25 protein-coding genes are annotated in these 23,724 nt (G+C 77.0%); 1 reads left to right on the top strand and 24 read right to left on the bottom strand.

Going from position 1 to position 23,724, the window contains the following annotated elements:
* Window positions 1-31 precede the first annotated feature (31 nt).
* The 12 genes from coaBC to pyrR form a co-directional block, all read right to left on the bottom strand.
* Complete coding sequence (coaBC, locus tag BLS82_RS08900; protein WP_092864181.1) at window positions 32-1,345, bottom strand: bifunctional phosphopantothenoylcysteine decarboxylase/phosphopantothenate--cysteine ligase CoaBC; 1,314 nt, start codon at window positions 1,343-1,345, stop codon at window positions 32-34.
* Window positions 1,346-1,379: 34 nt separating this feature from the next.
* The gene (gene rpoZ, locus BLS82_RS16405; protein ID WP_092864183.1) at window positions 1,380-1,724 is read right to left on the bottom strand and encodes a DNA-directed RNA polymerase subunit omega; all 345 of its coding nucleotides are present in this window, start codon (window positions 1,722-1,724) and stop codon (window positions 1,380-1,382) included.
* Between the two features lie 77 nt (window positions 1,725-1,801).
* Window positions 1,802-2,416, bottom strand: a complete 615-nt coding sequence (gene gmk / locus BLS82_RS08910; RefSeq protein WP_092864186.1) for a guanylate kinase — start codon at window positions 2,414-2,416, stop codon at window positions 1,802-1,804.
* The gene (gene mihF, locus BLS82_RS08915) at window positions 2,413-2,727 is read right to left on the bottom strand and encodes an integration host factor, actinobacterial type (protein WP_092864189.1); all 315 of its coding nucleotides are present in this window, start codon (window positions 2,725-2,727) and stop codon (window positions 2,413-2,415) included. The genes gmk and mihF overlap by 4 nt, the downstream gene beginning before the upstream one ends.
* Before the next feature lie 100 nt (window positions 2,728-2,827).
* Window positions 2,828-3,904 carry a quinone-dependent dihydroorotate dehydrogenase gene (locus BLS82_RS08920; RefSeq protein WP_092864192.1) on the bottom strand — a complete coding sequence of 359 codons (1,077 nt, stop codon included), beginning with the start codon at window positions 3,902-3,904 and terminating at the stop codon, window positions 2,828-2,830.
* On the bottom strand, window positions 3,885-4,766 hold the full coding sequence (pyrF, locus tag BLS82_RS08925) for an orotidine-5'-phosphate decarboxylase (protein WP_092864195.1): 882 nt from the start codon (window positions 4,764-4,766) through the stop codon (window positions 3,885-3,887). The genes BLS82_RS08920 and pyrF overlap by 20 nt, the downstream gene beginning before the upstream one ends.
* Window positions 4,763-8,176 (bottom strand): carbamoyl-phosphate synthase large subunit, encoded by a 3,414-nt coding sequence (gene carB, locus BLS82_RS08930; RefSeq protein WP_092864198.1) that lies wholly within the window; start codon window positions 8,174-8,176, stop codon window positions 4,763-4,765. Before carB ends, pyrF begins: the two co-directional genes overlap by 4 nt.
* Window positions 8,176-9,471: a glutamine-hydrolyzing carbamoyl-phosphate synthase small subunit gene (carA, locus tag BLS82_RS08935; protein WP_218123744.1), complete on the bottom strand. Its 1,296-nt coding sequence runs from the start codon at window positions 9,469-9,471 to the stop codon at window positions 8,176-8,178. The genes carB and carA overlap by 1 nt, the downstream gene beginning before the upstream one ends.
* Window positions 9,468-9,968 (bottom strand): PH-like domain-containing protein, encoded by a 501-nt coding sequence (locus BLS82_RS08940; protein ID WP_092864201.1) that lies wholly within the window; start codon window positions 9,966-9,968, stop codon window positions 9,468-9,470. Before BLS82_RS08940 ends, carA begins: the two co-directional genes overlap by 4 nt.
* A complete protein-coding gene (locus tag BLS82_RS08945; protein WP_092864204.1) occupies window positions 9,956-11,323 on the bottom strand; it encodes a dihydroorotase in 1,368 nt (455 codons plus the stop codon). The genes BLS82_RS08940 and BLS82_RS08945 overlap by 13 nt, the downstream gene beginning before the upstream one ends.
* Complete coding sequence (locus tag BLS82_RS08950) at window positions 11,320-12,267, bottom strand: aspartate carbamoyltransferase catalytic subunit (protein ID WP_092864207.1); 948 nt, start codon at window positions 12,265-12,267, stop codon at window positions 11,320-11,322. Before BLS82_RS08950 ends, BLS82_RS08945 begins: the two co-directional genes overlap by 4 nt.
* Window positions 12,264-12,854, bottom strand: coding sequence for a bifunctional pyr operon transcriptional regulator/uracil phosphoribosyltransferase PyrR (gene pyrR, locus BLS82_RS08955; protein WP_092864210.1), 591 nt, complete (start codon window positions 12,852-12,854; stop codon window positions 12,264-12,266). Before pyrR ends, BLS82_RS08950 begins: the two co-directional genes overlap by 4 nt.
* 348 nt (window positions 12,855-13,202) lie before the next feature.
* On the opposite strand from pyrR, the gene BLS82_RS08960 reads away from it, so the two are divergent.
* Entirely contained in the window at window positions 13,203-13,721 is a 519-nt protein-coding gene (locus BLS82_RS08960) for a transcriptional regulator BldD (protein WP_092864213.1), read from the top strand.
* 72 nt (window positions 13,722-13,793) lie between these two features.
* On the opposite strand, the gene nusB is transcribed toward BLS82_RS08960, so the two are convergent.
* The 12 genes from nusB to BLS82_RS09020 form a co-directional block, all read right to left on the bottom strand.
* Entirely contained in the window at window positions 13,794-14,204 is a 411-nt protein-coding gene (nusB, locus tag BLS82_RS08965; protein ID WP_092864215.1) for a transcription antitermination factor NusB, read from the bottom strand.
* Complete coding sequence (gene efp, locus BLS82_RS08970; RefSeq protein ID WP_092864218.1) at window positions 14,204-14,764, bottom strand: elongation factor P; 561 nt, start codon at window positions 14,762-14,764, stop codon at window positions 14,204-14,206. Before efp ends, nusB begins: the two co-directional genes overlap by 1 nt.
* 91 nt (window positions 14,765-14,855) lie before the next feature.
* Window positions 14,856-15,629, bottom strand: a complete 774-nt coding sequence (locus BLS82_RS08975) for a hypothetical protein (RefSeq protein WP_218123745.1) — start codon at window positions 15,627-15,629, stop codon at window positions 14,856-14,858.
* Window positions 15,626-16,225, bottom strand: coding sequence for a hypothetical protein (locus BLS82_RS08980; protein ID WP_092865159.1), 600 nt, complete (start codon window positions 16,223-16,225; stop codon window positions 15,626-15,628). The genes BLS82_RS08975 and BLS82_RS08980 overlap by 4 nt, the downstream gene beginning before the upstream one ends.
* A 189-nt stretch (window positions 16,226-16,414) precedes the next feature.
* Window positions 16,415-16,891 (bottom strand): PKD domain-containing protein, encoded by a 477-nt coding sequence (locus tag BLS82_RS15710; RefSeq protein ID WP_176819011.1) that lies wholly within the window; start codon window positions 16,889-16,891, stop codon window positions 16,415-16,417.
* A 370-nt stretch (window positions 16,892-17,261) separates the two neighbouring features.
* A complete protein-coding gene (locus BLS82_RS08990) occupies window positions 17,262-17,849 on the bottom strand; it encodes a DUF6318 family protein (RefSeq protein WP_092864224.1) in 588 nt (195 codons plus the stop codon).
* Between the two features lie 132 nt (window positions 17,850-17,981).
* Window positions 17,982-19,079 carry a 3-dehydroquinate synthase gene (aroB, locus tag BLS82_RS08995; protein WP_218123747.1) on the bottom strand — a complete coding sequence of 366 codons (1,098 nt, stop codon included), beginning with the start codon at window positions 19,077-19,079 and terminating at the stop codon, window positions 17,982-17,984.
* 87 nt (window positions 19,080-19,166) lie between these two features.
* Window positions 19,167-20,171: a GGDEF domain-containing protein gene (locus tag BLS82_RS09000; protein ID WP_092864231.1), complete on the bottom strand. Its 1,005-nt coding sequence runs from the start codon at window positions 20,169-20,171 to the stop codon at window positions 19,167-19,169.
* Between the two features lie 58 nt (window positions 20,172-20,229).
* A complete protein-coding gene (locus tag BLS82_RS09005) occupies window positions 20,230-20,757 on the bottom strand; it encodes a shikimate kinase (RefSeq protein ID WP_092864234.1) in 528 nt (175 codons plus the stop codon).
* A 7-nt stretch (window positions 20,758-20,764) separates the two neighbouring features.
* A complete protein-coding gene (gene aroC / locus BLS82_RS09010; RefSeq protein WP_092864237.1) occupies window positions 20,765-22,003 on the bottom strand; it encodes a chorismate synthase in 1,239 nt (412 codons plus the stop codon).
* Between the two features lie 51 nt (window positions 22,004-22,054).
* Complete coding sequence (locus BLS82_RS15715; protein ID WP_092864240.1) at window positions 22,055-22,897, bottom strand: hypothetical protein; 843 nt, start codon at window positions 22,895-22,897, stop codon at window positions 22,055-22,057.
* Window positions 22,898-22,923: 26 nt separating this feature from the next.
* Window positions 22,924-23,724: a hypothetical protein gene (locus BLS82_RS09020; RefSeq protein ID WP_092864243.1), complete on the bottom strand. Its 801-nt coding sequence runs from the start codon at window positions 23,722-23,724 to the stop codon at window positions 22,924-22,926.

Raw genomic sequence — 23,724 nt, forward strand, 5'->3', positions numbered from 1 at the left:
TCCCAGGGGCGTTGCGGGCAGGCTGGCCACTCTAGCCAGCCGGGTGCAGGGCTCCGGCACGCCGCCGCACGGCGTCCCAGACGGCGTCGGCGACGACCTCCTTGGCCGCCGGGCCGACGCGCTCCTCCTGCTCGTCGGCCCCGCCGGAGCCGGCCGGGAGCAGGACGACGGTGTTCTCGGGCGAGCCGAAGGCCCGCCCGGCGCTGACGTCGTTGACCACGAGCAGGTCGCAGCCCTTGCGCGCCAGCTTGCGCCGGGCGTGCTCGAGCACGCCCGCGCGCTCGTCGCCGGTCTCGGCGGCGAAGCCGACGAGGACGGCGCGCTGCGGCACGCCCCCCGCGCGGCGGGCGGCGACGAGGTCGGCGAGGACGTCGGGGTTGCGCACCAGGCGCAGCAGCAGCGCGTCGTCCGCGTCGGCGGGGTCCTCGCTCTTCTTGATCTTGTGCTGGGCCTCCTGCGCGGGCCGGAAGTCCGCGACGGCGGCCGCCATGACGACCGCGTCGGCGTCCGCGGCGGCCGCGAGCACGGCCTCGCGCAGCTGGCGGGCGGTGCCGGCGCGCACCACGCGCGCACCGGCCGGGTCGGGCAGGGCGTCGGTGTGCGCGGCCACGAGGGTCACGCGGGCGCCGCGGGCGGCGGCGGTGGCGGCGAGGGCGTACCCCTGCCGGCCCGAGGAGGAGTTGCCGAGGAAGCGCACCGGGTCCAGCGGCTCGCGCGTGCCGCCGGCGGAGACGACGACGTGCCACCCGGCCAGGTCGGGAGCGGCGCTCCCCCGGGCGAGCAGGCGCAGCGCGGCCGCGTGCACGGCCTCCGGCTCGGGCAGGCGCCCGGGCCCGGTGTCCGCGCCGGTCAGGCGGCCGCTGGCGGGGTCGAGCACCACGACGCCGCGCTCGCGCAGCAGCGCGGCGTTGGCGCGCACGGCGGGGTGCTCCCACATCTCCGTGTGCATCGCCGGCGCGAGCAGCACCGGGCACCGGGCGGTGAGCAGGGTGGAGGTGAGCAGGTCGTCCGCGCGCCCGTGGGCCGCGCGCGCCAGCAGGTCGGCGGTGGCGGGGGCGACGACGACGAGGTCGGCCTCGCGGCCCAGCCGCACGTGCGGCACCTCGTGGGCGTCGGTCCAGACGTCGGCGGCGACGGGCTGGCCGGACAGCGCCGCCCACGTCGCCTCGCCGACGAAGCGCAGCGCGCCGTCGGTGGGGACGACGCGCACACGGGCGCCGCCCTCGGTGAGCAGGCGCAGCAGCAGCACCGCCTTGTACGCGGCGATGCCCCCGCCGACGCCCAGGACGACGCGGGGGCCCTGCGCGGTGCGGGGGCCCTGCGCGGCGGGACCGGAGGTGCTCAGGGTCGCGGGCCCGGGGCGGCTCGACGCGGCCGGCTCACAGGCCGTTGGCGAGGTCGTCCGGGTCGGCGCCCTCGAGCGGCTCGGTGGACGTCAGCGACAGGTGCGGCTCGTCGTCCGGGTGCACCGGCTGCACGCTCAGCAGACCGGCGTCGATCTCGCGCAGCGCCACGGACAGGGGCTTCTCCTGCACGTGGGTCTCCACGAGGGGGCCGACGTACTCGAGCAGGCCCTCGTTCAGCTGCGAGTAGTAGGCGTTGATCTGCCGCGCGCGCTTGGCGGCGTAGATCACCAGCCCGTACTTGGAGCCGTCGGCGGCCTCGAGCAGGTCGTCGATGGGGGGGTTGGTGATGCCCTCGGGGGCGGCCGCGGTACCGGACACAGGTCCTCCATTGCGCTCGGGGGTGGTCCCGCGGGCCGCGGCGCCCCGCTCGAGCGGGGCGCTCGGGGCGGGGCCGGTCACTGCGGGAGCGGGTCCAGTCCCATCCATGATACGAGCTCGTCGGTGGCCCGCCGGACGTCGTCGTTGACGATCGTCACGTCGAACTCGGACTCGGCCGCCAGCTCCTCGCGCGCGGTGGCCAGGCGCCGCGCGCGCTCCTCGGGCCCCTCGGTGCCGCGCCCGACCAGGCGGCGCTCCAGCTCCTGCCAGCTCGGCGGCGCGAGGAAGACGAACCGGGCCCCGGGCAGCACCCGACGCACCTGGCGGGCGCCCTGCAGGTCGATCTCGAGGAGCACCGGGGTGCCGGCGGCCAGGGCCCGTTCCACCGGCTGGCGGGGGGTGCCGTAGCGGTGGCGGCCGTGGACGACGGCCCACTCGAGCATCTGCCCGTCGGCCACGAGGGCGTCGAAGGCGGCGTCGTCGACGAAGAGGTAGTGCACGCCGTCCACCTCGCCGGGGCGGGGAGGGCGGGTGGTGGCCGACACCGACAGCCACACCTGCGGGTAGCGGCGGCGCACGTCGGCGGCGACCGTGCCCTTGCCGACGGCGGTGGGGCCGGCGAGGACGGTCAGCCGGGCGGGTCCCCCGGGCCGCGCGCGGTCGGCCCCGGCAGCGTCCGGGTCGGCGCTCAGGAGTCGAAGCGCTGGACCAGCGCGGTGATCTGGTTGGCGCCCAGGCCCCGGACCCGGCGGGACTCCGAGATCCCGATCTCCTCCATCACCTTGGCCGCGCGCACCTTGCCGACGCCCGGGAGGGCCTCGAGCAGGGCGCTGACCTTCATCTTGCCGACGACGTCGTTCCGCTGGCCCTCCCGGATCACGTCCCCGAGGGAGCCCTGCGAGTACTTGAGGCGGTTCTTGACCTCGGCGCGCTCCCGCCTCGCGGCAGCGGCCTTCTCCAGCGCTGCGGTGCGCTGCTCGGGAGTCAGGTCGGGGAGCGGCACGGGTGTCACCTCGGGTCTCGGAGCGGCGGGGGCCTGGTGGGTCGGGGGGCGGCAGCGAACCTAGCGAGTGCTCGCCACCGAGAGCAACGCCGGGTGGCGGTCAGTGGCCCGACGGGCTCGCGAGCGCGCGGTTGAGGCGCCGGGCCCAGCCCGGACCCCGGTAGACGAACCCCGTGTAGCCCTGCACCAGGTCCGCGCCGGCGCGCCGGTAGGCCAGCGCGTCGGCCGGTGCGCTCACGCCGCCGACGCCCACGACCAGCGCGTGCGGGCCCAGGCGCCGGCGCAGCCGGGCGACCACGGCGAGCCCCCGCGCGCGCAGCGCGGGCCCGGACAGCCCGCCCGGGCCGAGGTCGTGCGCGACGGTGGTGTTGACCGCGACGACGCCGTCCAGGCCGAGCTCGGCGACCAGGTCGGCCACCGCGTCGACGTCCGCGTCGCTCAGGTCCGGGGCGATCTTGACCAGGAGCGGCACGCGGCGGGCGGGTGCGGCGGCGCGCGCGGCGTCGCGGGCGGCGACCAGCACGGGCCGCAGCGCGTCCACGGCCTGCAGGTCGCGCAGGCCCGGGGTGTTGGGCGAGGAGACGTTGACGACGAGGTAGTCGGCGTGCGGGGCCAGCAGGCGGGCGCACTCGGCGTAGTCCCCCGCGGCCCGATCGTGGGGCGTGGTCCTCGACTTCCCGACGTTGACGCCCACGACCGCCGCGCGGCCGAGGGGCGTGGCGCGCAGGGCGGCGAGGCGGGCGGCGACCGCGGGCGCGCCGTCGTTGTTGAAGCCCATCCGGTTGCGCAGGTGCCCGCCGGGCTCGCGCCACAGGCGCGGCCGCTCGTTGCCCGGCTGGGCGCGGGGGGTGACGGTGCCGACCTCGACGAAGGCGAAGCCCAGCACGCCCAGCCCCGGCACGCCGCGCCCCTCCTTGTCGAAGCCCGCCGCGAGCCCGAAGCGGCCGGGGAAGCGGACGCCGGCGACCTCGACGCCGGCGTCCGGCGGCGGGGCCAGCGCCCGGCGCACCGCGGGAGAGACCCCGGGCACCCGCGCGGCGCCGCGCAGGGCGGCGAAGGCGAGGCGGTGGGCCAGCTCGGGGTCGAGGCGGCGCAGCACGAGGCGGAACAGCGCGCCGTAGAGGCGCTCGTCGAGGCCCTGGGGAGCCGGCGGGCGCTCAGGCGGCGAGGGCGGCACGGCACTCCTCGGCGGTGCGGCGGGCGGCGGCCCGCAGGGCGGCGGGGTCGGGCCCGGCGCGCAGCACCTCGCGGCTGGAGGAGGCGAGCACGGCGGGGCGCGCGGCGCCGAAGACGCGGGCGAGGTCGGCGGCGGTGGCCCCCTGCGCGCCGACGCCGGGGGCGAGCAGCGGGCCGCGCACGGCGGCGAGGTCGATGCCCAGGCGCGCGGGGGCGTCGCCGACGGTGGCGCCGACGACGAGGCCCACCGGGCCCAGGGCGGGCCCGCCGGGCGCTCCGGCGCCCTCGGCGGCGTTGCGCGCCGCGGCCTCCCGCGCCAGCTGCGCGGCGACGCTGCGCCCCGTCCCGGGATCGCGCGCGTGCTGGACGGAGGCGCCCTCGGGGTTGGAGGTCAGGGCGAGGACGAACACGCCGCGCCCGCTCGCGCTCGCCGCCGCCAGCAGGGGCTCCAGGGACCCCCACCCCAGGTAGGCGGTGGCCGTGACGGCGTCCCCGGCCAGCGGGGAGGCGTCGGAGGCGTAGGCGTCGGCGTAGGCGGCCATCGTCGAGCCGACGTCCCCGCGCTTGGCGTCGACGACGCACAGGGTGCCGGCGGCGCGCAGGTCGGCCACGACGCGCTCGAGGACGGCGAGCCCGCGCGACCCGTGGCGCTCGAAGAACGCCGCCTGCGGCTTGACGGCCGCCACGGCGCCGGCGAGGGCCTCCACGCACGCGAGGGCGAAGCGCTCCAGGCCCGCGGCGTCGTCGTCCAGGCCCCAGTCGCGCAGCAGCCCCGGGTGCGGGTCGATGCCGGCGCACAGCGGGCCGTGCTCGGCGACGGCGGCCGCCAGGCGCGCCCCGAACGGCACCGCGCCCGCGCTCACGGCGCCGAACCCGCGGCGACGGCAGCGCTCGGTGCAGTGGGGGCGTCCGGTGCGGCGGGGGCGTCCGCCGCGGCGGGGACGTCCGGTGCGGCGGGGGCGCGCAGGGCGGCGGCGTGCTCCTGCAGGGAGCGCACGCGCACGGGCGCCCCGGTCGCGGCCGCCGCGCGGCGGGCGTCGATGGCCTGCACGGCCGCGGCGAACTGCTGCACCGTGGTCACCAGCGGGGTGTCGACCGCGGCCGTCGCCGCCCGGATCTCGTAGCCGTCGGCGCGCGCCGCCGTCCCCGAGGGCGTGTTGACCACGAGGTCGACCTCGCCGGCGAGGATGCGCTGCACGACGGTCGGCTCCCCGTGCGGCCCGGCGCCGGTGCTGTGCTTGCGCACCACGGTGGCCTCGACGCCGTTGCGGCGCAGCGTCGCGGCCGTGCCCTCGGTGGCGAGGACCTCGAAGCCGAGGTCGGCCAGCCGCTTGACGGGGAAGATGACGGCCCGCTTGTCGGGGTCGGCGACCGAGACGAAGACCCGCCCGCTGGTGGGCAGCCCGCCGTAGGCGGCGGCCTGGGACTTCGCGAACGCCGACGGGAAGTCGACGTCGATGCCCATCACCTCGCCCGTCGAGCGCATCTCCGGCCCGAGCAGGCTGTCGACGACCGTGCCCTCGGGGGTCAGGAACCGCTTGAAGGGCAGCACCGCCTCCTTGACGGAGACGGGCGAGTGCGGGGGCAGGTCTCCGCCGTCGCCCTCGGCCGGCAGCAGCCCCTCCGCGCGCAGGGTGGCGATGGTGTCCCCGACGGCGATGCGCGCGGCGGCCTTGGCCAGCGCCACGCCGGTGGCCTTGGCCACGAAGGGCACGGTGCGGCTGGCGCGCGGGTTCGCCTCCAGCACGTAGAGCACGCCCGCGGCCAGCGCGTACTGCACGTTGAGCAGGCCGCGCACCCCGACGCCGCGGGCGATCGCCTCGGTGGAGGCGCGCACCCGCTCCAGCACCGAGGCGCCGAGGGTGACCGGCGGCAGGACGCAGGCGGAGTCCCCGGAGTGGATCCCCGCCTCCTCGATGTGCTCCATGATCCCGCCGAGGTGCATCTGCTCGCCGTCGAAGAGCGCGTCGACGTCGATCTCCACGGCGTCGTCGAGGAAGCGGTCGACGAGCACCGGGTGGTCGGGGCTGGCCACGGTGGCGCGCTGGACGTACTCGGCCAGGCTCGCCTCGTCGTAGACGATCTGCATGCCGCGCCCGCCGAGGACGTAGGAGGGGCGCACGAGCACCGGGTAGCCGATGTCCGCGGCGACGTGCGTCGCCTCCTCGACGCTGGAGGCCGTGCCAAACGTCGGCGCCGGCAGGCCGGCCCGGGCCAGCACCCGCCCGAACGCCCCGCGGTCCTCGGCCAGGTCGATGGCGGCCGGGCTCGTGCCGAGCACCGGCACGCCCGCGGCCTCCAGGTCGGCGGCCAGGCCCAGGGGCGTCTGCCCGCCCAGGGTGGCGATGACGCCGACGAGCTCGCCGGAGCGGGACTCCGCGTGCAGCACCTCCAGGACGTCCTCGAGGGTCAGCGGCTCGAAGTACAGCCGGTCGGAGGTGTCGTAGTCCGTGGAGACCGTCTCGGGGTTGCAGTTGACGAGCACGGTCTCGTAGCCGGCCTCGCGCAGGGCCGTCACCGCGTGCACGCACGAGTAGTCGAACTCCACCCCCTGCCCGATGCGGTTCGGGCCGGAGCCGAGGACGACGACCTTGCGGGCGCCGGAGGCGGTGACCTCGTCCTCCTCGTCGTAGCTGGAGTAGTGGTACGGGGTGGTCGCGGCGAACTCCGCGGCACACGTGTCGACGGTCTTGAACACCGGCCGCACGCCCCGGCGGGAGCGCAGGGCGCGCACCTGCGCCTCGGTGGCGCCGCGCAGCACGGCCAGCTGGGCGTCGGAGAAGCCGTGCCGCTTGGCGCGGCGCAGCAGCGCCTCGTCGAGGTCGAGGGGCTCCCCCGGCGCCGAGCGCACGGCGGTCGCGACCTCCTCGATGCCGGCCATCTGGTCGAGGAACCACGGGTCGATGCCGGTGGCCTCGTGCAGCGCCTGGACGCTCGCGCGGCCGCGCAGGGCCTGCTGGACGGTGACGATGCGCCCGTCGGTGGGGCGCCGCGCGGTCTCGACCAGCTGCTCGACCTGCTCGGGGGTGGGGATCGGGCCCTCCCAGGTGAAGCTGGCCCCGCGCTGCTCCACCGAGCGCAGCGCCTTCTGCAGCGCCTCGGGGAAGGAGCGGCCGATCGCCATGGCCTCGCCCACCGACTTCATCGTCGTCGTCAGCGAGGCGTCGGCGGCGGGGAACTTCTCGAAGGCGAAGCGCGGGACCTTGACGACGACGTAGTCCAGCGACGGCTCGAAGCTGGCCGGCGTCTCCCGCGTGATGTCGTTGGGCACCTCGTCCAGGGTGTACCCGACGGCCAGGCGCGCGGCGATCTTGGCGATGGGGAAGCCGGTGGCCTTCGACGCCAGCGCCGAGGAGCGCGAGACGCGCGGGTTCATCTCGATGACGATCATCCGGCCCGTGCGCGGGTCGACGGCGAACTGGATGTTGCAGCCGCCGGTGTCCACCCCGACCTCGCGGATGACGGCGATGCCCACGTCGCGCATGCGCTGGTACTCGCGGTCGGTGAGGGTCATGGCCGGCGCGACGGTGATCGAGTCCCCGGTGTGCACGCCCATCGGGTCGAGGTTCTCGATGGAGCAGACGACCACGACGTTGTCGGCGCGGTCGCGCATCAGCTCGAGCTCGTACTCCTTCCAGCCGAGGATCGACTCCTCCAGGAGCACCTCGGTCGTCGGGGACGCGTGCAGACCCGCGCCGGCCATGCGGCGCAGCTGCGCCTCGTCGTGGGCGAAGCCGGAGCCGAGGCCGCCCATGGTGAAGCTGGGGCGCACCACGAGGGGGTAGCCGAGCTCGCCGGCGACGGCCAGGCACTCCTCGATCGAGTGCGCGGTGCGCGAGCGGGCGCTCTGCGCGCCGCAGCGCTCGACGACGCCCTTGAACGCCTCGCGGTCCTCCCCCAGCTGGATCGCGGCGACGTTGGCGCCGATCAGCTCCACCCCGTACCGCTCCAGCACCCCGCGCTCGTGCAGCGCGATCGCGGTGTTCAGCGCCGTCTGGCCGCCGAGCGTGGCCAGGACGGCGTCCGGGCGCTCGCGCGCGATGATCGCCTCGACGACCTCGGGCGTGATCGGCTCGACGTAGGTGGCGTCGGCCAGCTCCGGGTCCGTCATGATCGTGGCGGGGTTGGAGTTGACGAGGACGACGCGCAGCCCCTCGGCGTGCAGCACGCGGCAGGCCTGGGTGCCGGAGTAGTCGAACTCCGCCGCCTGCCCGATGACGATCGGCCCCGAGCCGATGACCAGGACGCTGGAGATGTCGGTGCGGCGCGGCATCAGCGCGCTCCTCCCTGCTGCTGGGCGTGCTGGCCGTGCTGGCCGTGCTGGCCGTGTTGGCCGTGCTCGTCGTGGTGGCCGTGCTCGACGTGGTGGCCGTGCTCGACGTCGGAGGGCGCCGGGCCGCGCACCCCGCTGGCCCGCGGGCCCCTCGGGACCGCCACGAGCGGCGGCAGCGCGGCGCCCGGGTCGGTCATCAGCGCGACGAACCGGTCGAAGAGGTACCCGGCGTCGTGCGGGCCGGCGGCGGCCTCGGGGTGGTACTGGACGCTGAACGCCGGCACCTCGGCGCAGCGCAGGCCCTCCACGACGTCGTCGTTGAGGCAGACGTGGCTGACCTCGGCCGTGCCGAAGGGGGTGGTCACGGGCGCGTCGACGGGGGCGTCGACGGCGAACCCGTGGTTGTGCGCCGTGACCTCGACCCGGCCCGTGGCGCGGTCGAGCACCGGCTGGTTCACCCCGCGGTGGCCGTAGCGCAGCTTGTAGGTGCCCAGGCCCAGGGCGCGCCCGAGCAGCTGGTTGCCGTAGCAGATGCCGAAGAAGGGGATGCGCCGGTCGAGCACCTCGCGCAGCACCCCCACCTCGTGCACGGCGGCGGCCGGGTCCCCGGGGCCGTTGGAGAAGAACACCCCGTCGGGGCGCACGGCGAGCACGTCGTCCACGCCGGCGGTCGCCGGCAGCACGTGCACGTCGATGCCGCGCGCGGCCAGCTGGGAGGGGGTCGTGGCCTTGATGCCGAGGTCGAGGGCCGCCACGGTCAGGCGCCGCTCCCCCACGGCCGGCACGAGGTAGGGCTCGGCCGTCGTCACCTCGCCCGCCAGGTCGGCGCCGGTCATCGCCGGGGCGCTGCGCACCCGCTCGACCAGCTGCTCCAGCGGCCGCTCGGCGTCCGGGCCGGAGAACACCCCCGCCCGCATGGCCCCGCGCTCGCGCAGGTGGCGGGTCAGGGCCCGGGTGTCGACGCCGCTGACGCCGACGACGCCCTGCTCGCGCAGCTCGTCGGCCAGCTCCCGGCGCGAGCGCCAGGAGGAGGCGCGGCGCGCGGGGTCGCGCACGACGAAGCCGGCGACCCAAATCCGCGAGGACTCGTCGTCCTCGTCGTTCCACCCCGTGTTGCCCACGTGCGGGGCCGTCATGACGACGACCTGGCGGTGGTAGCTGGGGTCGGTCAGGGTCTCCTGGTAGCCGGTCATGGCGGTGCAGAAGACCGCCTCGCCGACCGCGGTGCCGAGCGCCCCGTAGGGCTCGCCCGCGAAGGCGCGGCCGTCCTCCAGGACGAGCACCGCGCGGCTCACCGGGCCCCCTCCAGCAGGTCCTGCACCTGGGCGACCAGGCGGTCGGCGTCCGCGCGCCGGCGGCACCTGACCCCGGTGTCCAGCTCCGCCGCGCCCAGCCGCCACGTCAGCACCACGAGCCCCTCGCTCTCCACTGTGAACTTCCCGACCATCCCCCGCGAGCGCCGCACGCCCAGCAGGTCCGCGCGCGGCACGAGCACCGACGGCGCGCCGCGGCGCTCCAGCACCACGCCCTCCGGCGCCACCGCCACCAGCACCGGGCTGCGCATCCCGAGCCCGTGCGCCACCACCCGCTCGAGCGGCTGCCCGGCCTCGGTGGTGGAGACGTAGACGCCCTCGACGACGCCCGCGCCCCCGGGCTCGAGCGGGCGCGGCGGGGCCTGCGGGGCCGGCACGCCGGACTGCCGCCGCGCCCGCGAGCGCCACCCGCGCCACATCAGCGCCCAGGCCAGCGGCACGACCACGAGCACGGAGACCACCGCGATCAGCTGCTCCACGGCCCGCTCCCCCCGGTCCCGCCGTCCCGGCCCGCGACGTCCCGGCCCGCGACCGGCTCCACGAGGGCGCCGTCCAGCACGGTGGCGCGCCCCCGCAGGAACGTCGCGACGACGCGGCCGGGCAGCTGCGTGCCGCGGTAGGGGCTGTTGCGCCCGCGCGTGGCCATGGCCGCGGGGTCGACCACGCGCCGCGCGGCGGGGTCGACGAGCGTGACGTTGCCGGGCTCGCCCGCCGAGAGCGTGCGCCCCTGGTCCGCCACGCGCCCGATCCTGGCGGGGGCCACGGACATCGCGCGCGCCACGCCGGCCCAGTCCAGGTGCCCGGCGTCCACCAGGGCGTGCTGGACGACGGACAGGGCCGTCTCCAGCCCCGTCATCCCCATCGCGGCCGCGGCCCACTCGCAGTCCTTGTCCTCCGCCGGGTGGGGGGCGTGGTCGGTGGCGACCGCGTCGATGGTGCCGTCGGCGACGGCCTCGCGCAGCGCCTGCACGTCCTCCGCCGAGCGCAGCGGCGGGTTGACCTTGAAGACCGGGTCGTAGCCGCGCACGGCCTCGTCGGTGAGCAGCAGGTGGTGCGGGGTGACCTCGGCGGTGACGTCGATCCCGCGGTCCTTCGCCCACCGGAGGAGCTCCACGCTGCCGGCGGTCGAGACGTGGCACACGTGCAGCCGGGAGCCGACGTGCCCGGCCAGGAGCACGTCGCGGGCGATGATCGCCTCCTCGGCCACGGCCGGCCAGCCGCGCAGGCCCAGGACGCCGGACAGCGCGCCCTCGTGCATCTGCGCGCCCTCGGTCAGGCGCGGCTCCTGCGCGTGCTGGGCGATCACGCCGTCGAACGCCTTGACGTACTCCAGGGCCCGGCGCATGAGCACCGCGTCGTGCACGCAGCGCCCGTCGTCGGAGAAGACGCGCACGCGGGCGGGCGAGTCGGCCATCGCCCCCAGCTCCGCCAGCCGCTCGCCGTCCAGGCCGACGGTGACGGCCCCGACCGGGCGCACGTCCACCCACCCCGCGGCGCGCCCGAGGCGCCAGACCTGCTCCACGACGCCGGCGGTGTCGGCGACGGGCTGGGTGTTCGCCATCGCGTGCACGGCCGTGAAGCCGCCGAGGGCGGCGGCGCGGGAGCCGGACTCGACGGTCTCGGCGTCCTCGCGGCCGGGCTCGCGCAGGTGCGCGTGCAGGTCCACGAGGCCGGGGAGGGCGACCAGCCCGTCGGCGTCGAGCGCGCGCGCGCCCGTGGTGTCGCCGGTGCCGGCGGGGGCGACCTCGGCGACCTCCGCGCCGCGCAGGACGACGTCGGCGGGCTCGCCGCCCAGGGGCCGCGCGCCGCGCAGGACGTACGCACCAGTGGTCATGAGTCCTCCCCGGCGAGCAGCAGGTACAGGGCCGCCATGCGCACCGCCACGCCGTTGGAGACCTGCTCCACGATGCGCGAGCGGGCGCTGTCGGCGGCGTCGGCGGTGATCTCCAGGCCGCGGTTCATCGGGCCGGGGTGCAGCAGCACCGCGTGCTCGGGCAGCAGGCCCAGGCGCCTGGCGTCGATCCCGTACCGGCGCGAGTACTCGCGCGCGGAGGGGAAGTAGGCGGCGTCCATGCGCTCCAGCTGCACCCGCAGGGCCATCACGGCGTCCAGGTGCGGCAGGGCGGCGTCGACGTCGTAGCCGACCTCGCACGGCCAGCCCTCGACGCCGACGGGCAGCAGCGTGGGGGGCGCGAGGAGCGTCACGCGCGCGCCGAGGGTGTGCAGCAGCAGCACGTTCGAGCGGGCCACCCGGCTGTGCAGGACGTCGCCGACGATGCCCACGCGCAGGCCCGCCAGGTCGGCCCCGCTCGCCGGGCCCCCGCCGCCGACGAGGTGGCGGCGCAGCGTGAAGGCGTCGAGCAGGGCCTGCGTGGGGTGCTCGTGCGTGCCGTCGCCGGCGTTGAGCACGCACCCGCGCGTCCACCCCGCGCCGGCGAGGCGGTGCGGGGCCCCGGAGGCGGAGTGGCGCACGACGACGGCGTCGGCGCCCATCGCCTCCAGGGTCAGCGCGGTGTCCTTCAGGCTCTCGCCCTTGGAGACGCTGGAGCCCCTGGCCGAGAAGGTGATGACGTCGGCGGACAGGCGCTTGGCCGCGGCCTCGAACGAGATCCGGGTGCGGGTGGAGTCCTCGAAGAAGAGGTTGACCACGGTGCGCCCGCGCAGGGTGGGCAGCTTCTTGATCTCGCGGGTCTGGGTGGCGGCCATCTGCTCGGCGACGTCGAGCAGGCGCACGGCGTCGTCGCGGGAGAGGTCGCCCGCGGACAGCAGGTGCCTCACCGGGCGCCCCCGCCGTCGGCAGCGGCGTCGGGGGCGCTCTCGCGCGCGTCCTCGATGACGACCGCGTCGCGCCCGTCGACCTCCTCCAGGAGCACGCTCACCCGCTCGCTGGCGGCGGTGGGCAGGTTCTTGCCGACGTGGTCGGCGCGGATCGGCAGCTCGCGGTGCCCGCGGTCGACGAGCACGGCGAGCCGGACGGCGCGGGGGCGGCCCAGGTCGGAGAGCGCGTCGAGCGCGGCGCGCACGGTGCGCCCGGAGGCGAGCACGTCGTCGACGAGGACGACGACCCGGTCGTCGACGCCGCCGGGCGGCAGGGTGGTCGGCGCCGGGGTGCGGGCGGGCCGGCGGCGCAGGTCGTCGCGGTGCATCGTCACGTCGAGCGCACCGGCGAGGGCCTCGGCGTCCACGCCCGGCTCGACGGCGGCGAGGCGCTCGGCGAGGCGGCGGGCGAGGACGACGCCGCGCTTGGGGATGCCGAGCAGCACCAGGCCCTCGGCGCCCCTGTTGCGCTCGAGCAGCTCGTGGGCGATGCGGGTGAGGGCGCGGGAGACCTCCGGCGCTTCGAGCACCGGGCGCGCGGACGCCATCTGGCGACTCCTTCCCCGCCTCACGGGACGGAGGTTGAAGGACGTCGGTCCCCGCGAGCCTAGTGCCTCCCGCCGCCCGCTCTCGCCCCGGCCCGCCCCGGCCCGCGGCCGGTGCCGGCGACGCCCCGCGGCGCCGTCCACACGGTGATCGTCCATCGCGGCCGGACGTGGCAGGCTGGGCGTGCCGCGTGGGGGGGCCCGGTGGACGTCGACGTAGCGACAAGACTAGTCACCCTGAGTGACAGATTACCGGTTGAGCCGCAGGTGGAGTTGACTCGCACGTCACTCCCCGTGACGATCACAGCTGGTCTCCCGTCATGGGTGGAATCGTTGAGAGAAGGTGCCGACATGGCCGAGGAAGGATCCGGCTACGCCAAGGCGCTGGGCAGCCGGCTGCGCGCCATCCGCACCCAGCAGGGGCTGTCGCTGCAGGGTGTCGAGCAGCGGTCCGGCGGGCAGTGGAAGGCGGTCGTCGTCGGCTCCTACGAGCGCGGTGACCGAGCGGTGACGGTGCAGCGCCTCGCGGAGCTCGCCGACTTCTACGGGGTGCCGGTCTCGGCGCTGCTGCCCGACGCCGGCCCGGCCGCCCACGCCGAGCCCCCGCCGAAGCTCGTGCTCGACCTGGAGCAGCTGCAGTCCGTGCCGAGCGAGAAGGCCGGTCCGCTCGCCCGCTACGCGGCGACCATCCAGAGCCAGCGGGGCGACTACAACGGCAAGGTGCTGTCGATCCGCGCGGACGACCTGCGCGCGCTCGCCGTCATCTACGACCTGCCGCCGTCCGACCTCGCCGAGGAGCTCATCGGCTGGGGCGTGCTCGGCACCGACGCGCGCCGCGCCGTCCGGCTCTCCAGCGACCCGACGAGCTGACGCCCCGGCGCCACCGGGGGCCGTCCACCGCGGTGGACGGCCCCCGGGGTGCTCGGGCGGGCGCCGCGCCCGTCAGTCGACCAGGCTCGGCTTGAGCGAGACCAGGCGGCCGAGGAGGCCGTTGACGAACGACGGCGACTCGTCGGTGGAGAGGTCCTTGGCCAGGCCCACGGCCTCGCTGACCGCGACGGCGTCCGGCACGTCGTCGGCCCACAGCAGCTCGTAGGTGCCGATGCGCAGCAGGTTGCGGTCGACGGCGGGCATCCGCTCCAGCGTCCAGCCCTGGGCGTACGTGGTCAGCAGCTCGTCGATGCGCTCGCGGTGGGCCTGCACGCCCTGCACCAGCTCGACGGCGTACTCCGGCACCGGCACCTCCCCGCCGGCGAGGCGCTGCCCGACGAGGGCGACCGGGTCGAGGGAGCGCTGCTCGGCCTCGAACAGGACGTCCAGGGCCCGCTTGCGGGCCTTGGTGCGAGCGGCCACTAGCTGACGCGGCCGAGGTAGTCGCCGGTGCGGGTGTCGACCTTGACCTTCACGCCCGTGTCGAGGAAGAGCGGCACCTGGATCTGGTAGCCGGTCTCGACGGTCGCCGGCTTGGTGCCGCCGGTGGAGCGGTCGCCCTGCAGGCCCGGCTCGGTGTAGGTGACCTCGAGCACCACGGACGTCGGCAGCTCGACGTACAGCGGCGTGCCCTCGTGCAGGGCGACGGTCGCCTCCTGGTTCTCGAGCAGGAAGTTCGCGGCGTCGCCGACGGTCGCGGCCGGCACGTGGACCTGGTCGTAGGTGCTCGAGTCCATGAACACGAAGTCGTCGGCGTCGCGGTACAGGTACTGCATGTCGCGCTTGTCGACGGTCGCGGTGTCGACCTTCGTGCCGGCGTTGAAGGTGCGGTCGACGACCTTGCCGGACAGGACGTTCTTGAGCTTGGTGCGCACGAAGGCGCCGCCCTTGCCGGGCTTGACGTGCTGGAACTCCACCACGGACCACAGCTGGCCGTCGAGGTTGAGCACCATGCCGTTCTTCAAGTCGTTCGTCGTCGCCACGTCGGCTTCCTCCGTCGTCGTCCAAGGGCGCCCTGACGCGGGCGCTCGGCGGGCGCGAAGGGGTCAGCGGCCCGCGGGATCGGCGTCCATGCTAGCCGAGCAGGAGCAGGCCGGTCCCCGCCGCGGCCGCCGCCCACAGCAGGCTGGCCAGGGTGCCGATGATGAACCGCTCGGAGGCGCCGGCGGCCCGCAGCTCGGGGTAGCGCCCGAGGGCCTTGACCGCGACGACGAGGGCGACGCCCTCCGCGGCGCCGGCCAGCAGGGCCCCGGCGACAGCCAGGCGCTCCAGGACGCCGATCACGGCGCCGCCGCGCAGCACCTGCGCCGCGGCGTCCTGGCCGGCCTCCAGGGCCCGTGAGACCTCGTGGGCGCGGGCGGCCTCCTCGACCAGCGCGGACTGGCGGGCCCGCGCGAGGCCCCCGGGCCGGATCACCTGGCGGGGCCGGGGCGGCTCGCGCGGGTCGACGACGACCTCCGGGGCGGGGCCCGCTGCGGGAGCCGCGGCAGGGGGCGTCGCGGCACCGTCCCGGGGAGCGCGGCGCACGCCGCGCAGCGCCGCCCAGAACCGGCGGCCGTCGGCCAGGCGCAGCACGACCTCGGCGACCGGGCCGCCACCGGCGGCCGCCAGCCACGCGACGAGCAGCCAGCCGAGGGCCTGGGGCGCGTCCAGGGGGACGCGGACGCCGAGGCGCCGCAGCCGGCCGGCCTCGTCCGGGGCGGCCGCCGCGAGCACGAAGGCGGCGAGCAGCAGCAGGACGGCGCCGAGCACGAGCGCGGTGCGCGCGCGCAGCGGCAGGCGGCGGGACCAGGCGGCGGTGGCGGTCAGCGCCGCCAGGACGAGCAGGACGGTGCCGGCGGCGGTCACGGAGCCTCCCGGGCGTCCTGGGCGCGGTCGAGGAGGGCGGCGGCGACGGGTCGCACGTCGCGCTCGTGCGGCCAGCCGCCGGCGTGGGCGCGCTGGCTGACCGCCTGCTTGGTGATGCCGAGCCGGGCCGCGACGTCCGTCTGCGTCGCGCCGCCCTGGAGGAGGTCGACGACCTCCCAGCCGGCGTCGGTGCGCCGCTGCACGACCTCGCCCAGCAGCCGCAGCACGGCCTCGGCGTGCGCCGCGGACGCCGGGTCGTCCCCCGAGACGGCGACGTGCGGGGTCGAGGTCTTGGCGCGCTCGACGGCGTCGCGGGCGTGCTCGAAGGCGGGCCCGGCGCCGGCCCGCGTGCTCGCCGGCAGGGGCTCGCGGACGGCACCCGCACCGACGCCGACGCTCCACCGCCCCGTGCGCACCAGGCGCAGCGCCAGGTCGACGACCGCGGCGGGGTCGTCGAGCACGCCCTGCACCTCGTCACCGGCGGTGCGCTCGAAGGGGCGCACGAGGCCGGGTGCGCCGGCCAGCTGCTCCAGCAGCTCCTCGACCCGGTCCGGCTCGGCGCGGCTGTTGCGCTGGTCGACGGTCAGCACGAACACCGCCACCTCCATGACACCACGTCGTCAAGGCTGAAGCCTTGACACAGCGGCGTCAAGGTGAGGGCCCTCCGGAGAAGGGCACTCGGCGGCGCGTCGAGCGCGGACGTGTGGACACGACACGCCGATGCGGGTGTCCACGAGGCCGCGCTCGACGGACGGACGACCCGGGCGCCGCGCGGGACGGCGCCCTCAGGACGGCGCGGCGCCCGACACCAGGGCGCTGCGGGCGGCGAGGGCCTCCACCGGCACAGGCGGCGAGACGACCTCCGCCTCGCCCTCGACGGGCAGCCACGGCCCGCCCGCGACGGAGTACTCCCCGCTGTAGTGCGTCGTCAGGACGACGTCGTAGCGCCCCGGAGCGGTGTAGATGTGAGTGACGCGCAGGTCCGGGTACGGCGCGCCCGGGTCCTCGGTCGGGCCCAGGACGGCGCCGTCGCCGAAGGCCCAGCTGTAGCGGGCGGGCGTCGCGCGCACCTGCACGGGGAAGCCCACGACGTCGGTGGCGAGCTCCACCGGCTCGGCATCGGCGTAGACATTGGCCGGGACGTTGATGAGCACGTACCCGTTGCCCGGCTCCAGCGCGGGCTCTCCGGCGGGCAGCGGCAACCGCTGCAGGTCGGCGAGCGTGAAGCCGGGGAACTCCACGCCGGCCGCGTCCGCCTCCACGCGCGTGAGGCACCGACTGCCGAACTGGTCCCACCGAGGCAGCACAGCGTCGGCGGGCGAGCGGTAGAGCCAGTGCCTCAGCTGGTCGGGCGGGCACGACGTCGATGACAGGCCGCATCCAGCGTCCGTGGCGCCCCCGACGTCAGCGTTGTCCGTGCACGCCAGCACGTACCGGTAGATGAACGCGGGCGCCGACGCCTGTGGAACCACGTGGTCATCCACTTCCGCGGCCGACGCATCGCGCCACCCGTTCACTACAGCGTTCCCACCGCCCCAGCTCGTGTCCACCTGCTGATCGGCGGCAGCACCCCCTACCGGACCGGCGAGGACCAACACGGCAGCCACCGAGGCCACTGCACGGCGTCGACCTTCACTCATCCGCGTTCACGAGACCGTAGGTCGCCCATTCCCCCTCTCGCCACCTCAGATAGACGCTGGCGACCCATGGGGGTTGAGCGGGCTCTTCGGTGATGGACCCGTCAGCGTCGTGGACGACGCCTGCCGGCTGCTCGAGGTAGACGTCGACGATCGCCCCAGCCTCCTCGAGCGGCGCGACAGCCATCTCCCTGATGACGAGGGCCGTTCCCTCCCAGGTGCCACCGCGGTCCACCGGCTCACGGATGTAGTCCCGGGTCGAGGAGCAGCTGGTGCACTCCTCCATGCTGTGCGCCTCCATCAGCGACGTGTCGCCGGTGCGGAAGCCGTGGTTGACGGCGTCGAAGTAGAAGCGCGTGAACGCCTCCGCCCCCGCCGTGGTGCGCTCCCGGGCCTCGGGTGGCATCACGGGCGGCACGACCGTCGCAGTCGCAGTCTCGGTCGGGGTCGGGGTCGCCGTCTCGGCGGGCGCGCCGGCGCTCGGGCTGGGCGGCGCCGGCGCGGGGTCCGGCTCGTCGCCGCCCGAGCACGCCGACAGCGCCAGCACCCCGACGACGGCGATGCGGGCGGCGACCTTCGGCACGGCGGCGACCCTAGCCAGCCCGTGCCGCCGGCGGCGGACCTCGGCAGCGCGTCCTGTGGACGACCCCCCGGACGGGTCAACGGCGACCGCGCCTCATCAGACGCCGGAGGGGCCGGCGCAGGCGCACCGGCGTCAGGCGGAGACCTCTCCGTACGCCGCCTGCAGCAGGGCCGGGTCCGGGCCCTCGAGCCGGGAGGGCCGGGCGAGGCCGTCGAGGACGACGAAGCGCAGCAGGTCCCCGCGGGACTTCTTGTCCTTGCGCATGGCGTCGAGCAGCTGCGGCCACCGGTCGCCGCGGTACGCCAGCGGCAGGCCGATGGACGACAGCACCGAGCGGTGCCGGTCGACCACGTCGTCGTCCAGCCGCCCGGCCAGGCGCGCCAGCTCGGCGGCGTAGACCATGCCGATGCTCACGGCGGCCCCGTGCCGCCACGAGTACCGCTCGACCTGCTCGATGGCGTGCCCGAGCGTGTGCCCGTAGTTGAGGACCTCGCGCAGCCCCGACTCGCGCAGGTCCTGCCCCACGACGTCCGCCTTGATCCGCACCGAGCGCTCGACGAGCTCGCGCACCACGGGCGAGTCCCAGGCGCGCACGGCGGCCGGGTCGGCCTCGACGAGGTCGAGGATCTCGGGGTCGGCGATGAAGCCGCACTTGACCACCTCGGCCATGCCCGCGACGAGGTCGTTGACCGGCAGGGTCTGCAGCGCGGCGAGGTCGCACAGCACCCCGGCCGGCGGGTGGAAGGTGCCGACGAGGTTCTTGCCCTCGGCGGTGTTGATGCCGTTCTTGCCGCCGACCGCGGCGTCGACCATGCCGAGCAGCGTCGTCGGCACGTGCACCACGCGCACCCCGCGCAGCCAGGTGGCGGCGACGAAGCCGGCGAGGTCGGTGACCGCTCCCCCGCCGACGCCGACGACGGCGTCCGTGCGCGTGAAGCCGGCCTGGCCGAGCACGCCCCAGCAGAAGGCGGCCACCTGGGCGCTCTTGGCGTCCTCGCCGTCCGGCACCTCGGCCAGGTACGCCTCGTAGCCGGAGGCGGCCAGGTCCTCGCGCACGGCGTCGCCGGTCGCGGCCAGGGCCCGCGGGTGGACGACGAGGACGCGCTGCACGCGCTCGCCGAGCAGCCCGGGCAGCTCGCCGAGCAGGCCGGTGCCGATCAGGACGTCGTAGGGGGCGTCCCCCTCGACGCGGATCCTCGTCGCCGCCTCGGGCGCGCTCGCCTGTGCCACCCCCCGATCCTAGGAGGCCGCCCGCACGGTCCTGGAGCGCACGACCGCCGCGGAGGAGGGCCGGCGCGCGCGATCACCGCAGGAGGGTCAGCGGGTGGGTGTCCAGGCGGTGGGCTGGCCCGCGTCGTCCAGCTCGACGACCTCGGCCTCCTGCGAGCCCCAGCGCTGCGCCGTGGACATCGCGGACGTCGCGGCGCGCAGCAGGCTGCCGGCGTCCGCCCCGGGCGCCCCGGGCCGGGCCACGGCGGCGCCCGCGCTGGCCCGCACCGGGACGACGTCCTCGGTGAACGCCTCGCGCACGGCGGCGCCGAAGCGGGTGGCCCGCGCGGCGGCGCGCGCGGCGGCGTCGGACGCCCGGTCGCCGCGCACGAGGGTCAGCACGGCGAACTCGTCGCCGCCCACGTGGGCGACCACCTCGTCGTCCTCGGCGCAGGCGCGCAGGGCCTCGGCGACGCGCACGAGGACGGCGTCCCCGGCGTCGTGCCCGAGGCGCCGGTTGACGGGCCCGAGCCCGACCACGTCGAGGTAGCTGACGACGACGGCGTCCCGCGGCGAGGGCACGGCGAGCGCCTCGGCGAGGCGCCCGAAGAGCAGCTCGCGGTTGGGCAGCCCCGTCAGCGGGTCGTGCGTGGCGCGGCGGGCGTAGTCGGCCGCGAGCGCCTCGAGCACCGCGGCAGCGGGGAGCACGCGCAGCGCGCCGTCGGCGCCCTGGAGCAGCAGGTCGTCGAAGCGGTGCTCGGCGGCGCGGGCTCCGGCGGCCGCGGCAGCGGTGACGACGTCGCTGCCGGCGGGGAGCACGGGCACGTCCCAGGTGGCGAGGTCCCCGACCGGGCGGCGGTGGTTCAGGCTGCGCCCGTAGCCGAAGCGGCCCCCCATGACGAGCTCGAAGTCGCGCCGCGAGAGCACCCCGTGGCGGGTGCCGCCGGCGTCGCGCACGACGACCGCGTCGAGCCGCTCGTCCTCGCCGAACACCCGTTCCACGACCGGGCAGGGGGTGCCCGCCTCGAGGACGACGGCGACGGGGGCCAGGGGCTCCAGGTCTCCCCGGGCGCGCGGGCGCAGGAGCTCGAGCAGGGCCGCTTCGGAGGTCACCCTCCTGGTCTCGGCAGGAGCGGGCCCGGCCTTGAGCCGGCTCGGCCGGCCGGGCTCCCTACCGCGCGGGCGCGAGGCCGGTGGCGGCCAGCACGCGCTCGGCCACCCGCTCGGGGGTCAGGCCGTCGGTGGGCACGACCACCGAGGCGACCTCCTCGTACAGCGGGCGGCGCTGCTCGAGCAGGGCGCTCCAGCGCCCGCGGGCGTCGCCCGCCAGCAGCGGCCGCCCGGCGCCCGCGCCCAGGCGCGGCTCGGCGGCCTCCCAGGTCACCGCGAGCAGCACCACCGGCGCGCGCCCGGCGAGCCCGACCAGCTCCGCGCGCGTGGCCGGGTCGAGCACGGCGCCGCCGCCGAGGGAGAGCACGCCGTCGGAGCCCGCCAGCGCCGCGTGGACGGCGATGCGCTCGCGGATGCGGAAGCCCGCCTCGCCCTCGTGGGCGAAGACCTCCGGCACGCTCGCGCCCGCCTGCTCCTCGACGTCGGTGTCGGTGTCCCGCAGCGCCACCCGCAGGCGCTCGGCGAGCAGGGCGCCCACGGTGCTCTTGCCCGACCCCGCGGGCCCGACCAGCACCACGCGCGGCGGCACGGCGGCCTCAGGCCGGAGCGGACGCCGGGGTGGGCGCCGACGCGGACGCGACCTCGGAGCGCAGCGCCGCCGGGACGGCGTCCAGGTACCCCCGCAGGTTGCGGCGCGTCTCGGCCACGGAGTCGCCGCCGAACTTCTCCAGCGCGGCGTCGGCGAGCACGAGCGCGACCATCGCCTCGGCGACGACCCCGGCGGCCGGGACGGCGCACACGTCGGAGCGCTGGTGGTGGGCGGACGCCGCCTCGCCGGTGGCGACGTCCACCGTGGCCAGGGCCCGCGGCACGGTCGCGATGGGCTTCATGGCGGCGCGCACGCGCAGCACGTCACCGGTGCTCATGCCGCCCTCGGTGCCGCCGGCGCGCCCGCTGCGGCGGCGCAGCACGCCGTCCGGCCGCGCCTCGATCTCGTCGTGCGCCGCGGAGCCGCGGCGGGTCGCGGTGCGGAACCCGTCGCCGACCTCGACGCCCTTGATCGCCTGGATGCCCATGAGGGCGCCGGCCAGGCGCCCGTCGAGGCGGCGGTCCCAGTGCACGTGGCTGCCCAGGCCCGGAGGGAGGCCGTGGGCGAGCACCTCCACGACGCCGCCGAGGGTCTCCCCGGCCTTGTGGGCGTCGTCGACCTCGGCGACCATCCGCGCCGAGGTCGGCGCGTCGGCGCAGCGCAGCGGGTCGTCGTCGAGGGCCGCGACGTCGTCCGGGCCCGGCAGCGGCGCGTCGTCCGGCGCGAAGACGGGGCCGATGGCCACGGTGTGGCTGACCAGCCGGACGCCGAGCGCCTCGCGCAGGAAGGAGGCCGCCACGGCGCCGAGCGCGACGCGGGCGGCGGTCTCGCGGGCGCTGGCCCGCTCGAGCACGGGGCGCGCCTCGTCGAAGCCGTACTTCTGCATGCCGGTCAGGTCCGCGTGCCCGGGGCGGGGGCGGGTCAGCGCCGCGTTGCGGCCGGTGGGCTTCAGCAGCGCGGGGTCGACCGGGTCGGCCGACATCACGGTCTCCCACTTGGGCCACTCGGTGTTGGCGACCTCGACGGCGACGGGCCCGCCCTGGGTGAGGCCGTGGCGCACGCCGCCGACGAGGGTGACCTGGTCCTGCTCGAAGCCCATCCGCGCGCCGCGGCCGTAGCCGAGGCGGCGGCGCGCCAGCGCGGCGCGCACGTCGTCCGTGGTGACCGGCACGCCGGCCGGCACCCCCTCGAGGATCCCGACGAGGGCGGGGCCGTGGGACTCCCCCGCAGTCAGCCAGCGCAGCACGGACCGCAGTCTCCCACGGCCCGCGGGCCCGCTCCCCGAGGAGGGGCGCGCTCAGTCGAGCGTGACGACCTGGCCCTTGGTCAGGCGGTAGTCCTGCGCGCCGGCGCGCAGCACGAGGACGCCGTCCGCGCCGGCGCCGGCGTTGACGAACCACGACAGCGGCGCCTCGGGACCGAGCGCCTCCCCCGCGCGGGCGGTCACGGAGGCGACCTCGCCGCCCGCGACGAGGACGAAGGCGTCGGCGGTGCTGTCCACCGGGTCCTGGCCCACCCACGTGACCGTGGCCGCGGCCGCGGCCTCGTCGCGAGGGCGCTCGGTGACCGTCACGGTCGGCACGGGCACGGCGGCGGGCACCGGCACGGGCACGGCCGCCGGGTCCGCACCGCCCACCGCGCCACCCGCCGCGCCGCCCGCCGCGCCGCCCGGCACACCGGGGTCCGCGGCGCTGCCCGCCGCGGCCTGCGCGCCGGTGGCCGCGGGAGCGGGGACGTCGTCGGGAACGGCCACGAGGAGCGCCTCGAAGGGGTTGCGCGGCCCGCTCGCGACGCCCGGGACGGCGGGAGCGGGGAGCTCGGCCGCCGGGGTGGTGGGCGAGCCCGTCGGGACCGCGACCGGCAGGGGGCCGGCCAGGTCCTCCTCGGGGCCGCCGGCGAGGAGGACGGCGGCGCCCGCGCCGGCGAGGACGGCGAGGACGCCGCTGCCGACGAGGACGGCCAGGCGCCGGCGGTCCGCACCGGACGGCGACCGCTCGGAGCCGTCGGGGGCGCCGGCCGGGCCGGGCGCACCGGCAGGGCCGGTCGGGCCGGTCGCGCCGGTCGGGCCGGTCGCGCCGAACGGGCCGGTCGCGGGCGGGCGCTCGGGCGAGGGGAAGCTCGGGAAGGGCGAGGTGGTCATCGCAGGGCTCCGATCCGCTGCCGTGCTCAGGAGGCCGTGTCCGACACGGCGCTCCCCGCGGTCGCGGGGAGGGCGGGGTCGGCCGTCGTGGGAAGCGCCTCGGCGTCCTCGGGCAGGACGAAGACGCTGCCGGTGACCGTCATGGTGACGTCGCCGTTCACGGTCTCCGGCTTGCCGCCGGACGCCGCGGCGGGGTCCTCGGCGGTCAGGGACAGGCCCGTGACGAGGTAGTCGCGACCGAGCTCGGTCTGCAGCGACTTCAGGAACAGCTCGACCTCGGAGTAGCCGCCGACGAGCACCAGGCCCACGGGCACCTCGGTGACCGCGGCCCCGCCGGGAACGGCCGCCGCCGCGCCGGTCGCCGCGCCGGTCGCCGCGCCGGTCGCCGCGGTGGTCGCCGCGGCGGCCGCCGGGTCGCTGGCGGGGTCCGCCGGGGCAGCTGCGGGGGCGGCTGCGGGCGCGGCCGGGTCGGCGCCCGCGGCGGGCTGCGGCGCGCTCGGGGCGATGGACATCAGCGTCGCCCCGCTCGCCCCGGCGATGCGGTCGAGGTCGCGGGTCAGGGCGGCCAGGGCGACCTCGGCGGGCACGGCCCGGCCGAGGGCGGCCAGCTCCTCGCGCCGCCGCGGCAGCTCCGCGTGCTCGGCGCGCAGCTGCTCGGTGCGGGCCGCGAGCGCGGCGTTGGAGGCGTCGGTGTCGAGGGCCTGCTGGTGCAGCTCGCCGGCCTGCGCGCGCAGGGGGGCGACGAGCAGGAACCAGGCGGCCACGACGAGCAGGACGGCGACGGCCGCCGCTGCGGCGACCCAGGTCCTGGTGCTGTCGCGCGACAT

Origin of the sequence: Quadrisphaera sp. DSM 44207 (assembly GCF_900101335.1) — a bacterium.
Taxonomy (GTDB): Bacteria; Actinomycetota; Actinomycetes; order Actinomycetales; family Quadrisphaeraceae; genus DSM-44207.

Bases quoted from the DNA above. Each gene is read 5' to 3' on its own strand.
- carB (WP_092864198.1), bottom strand. From the start codon at position 8,176: ATGCCGCGCCGCACCGACATCTCCAGCGTCCTGGTCATCGGCTCGGGG.
- BLS82_RS15715 (WP_092864240.1), bottom strand. From the start codon at position 22,897: ATGACCACCTCGCCCTTCCCGAGCTTCCCCTCGCCCGAGCGCCCGCCC.
- BLS82_RS08945 (WP_092864204.1), bottom strand. From the start codon at position 11,323: ATGACCACTGGTGCGTACGTCCTGCGCGGCGCGCGGCCCCTGGGCGGC.
- BLS82_RS08960 (WP_092864213.1), top strand. From the start codon at position 13,203: ATGGCCGAGGAAGGATCCGGCTACGCCAAGGCGCTGGGCAGCCGGCTG.
- pyrR (WP_092864210.1), bottom strand. From the start codon at position 12,854: ATGGCGTCCGCGCGCCCGGTGCTCGAAGCGCCGGAGGTCTCCCGCGCC.
- BLS82_RS09020 (WP_092864243.1), bottom strand. From the start codon at position 23,724: ATGTCGCGCGACAGCACCAGGACCTGGGTCGCCGCAGCGGCGGCCGTC.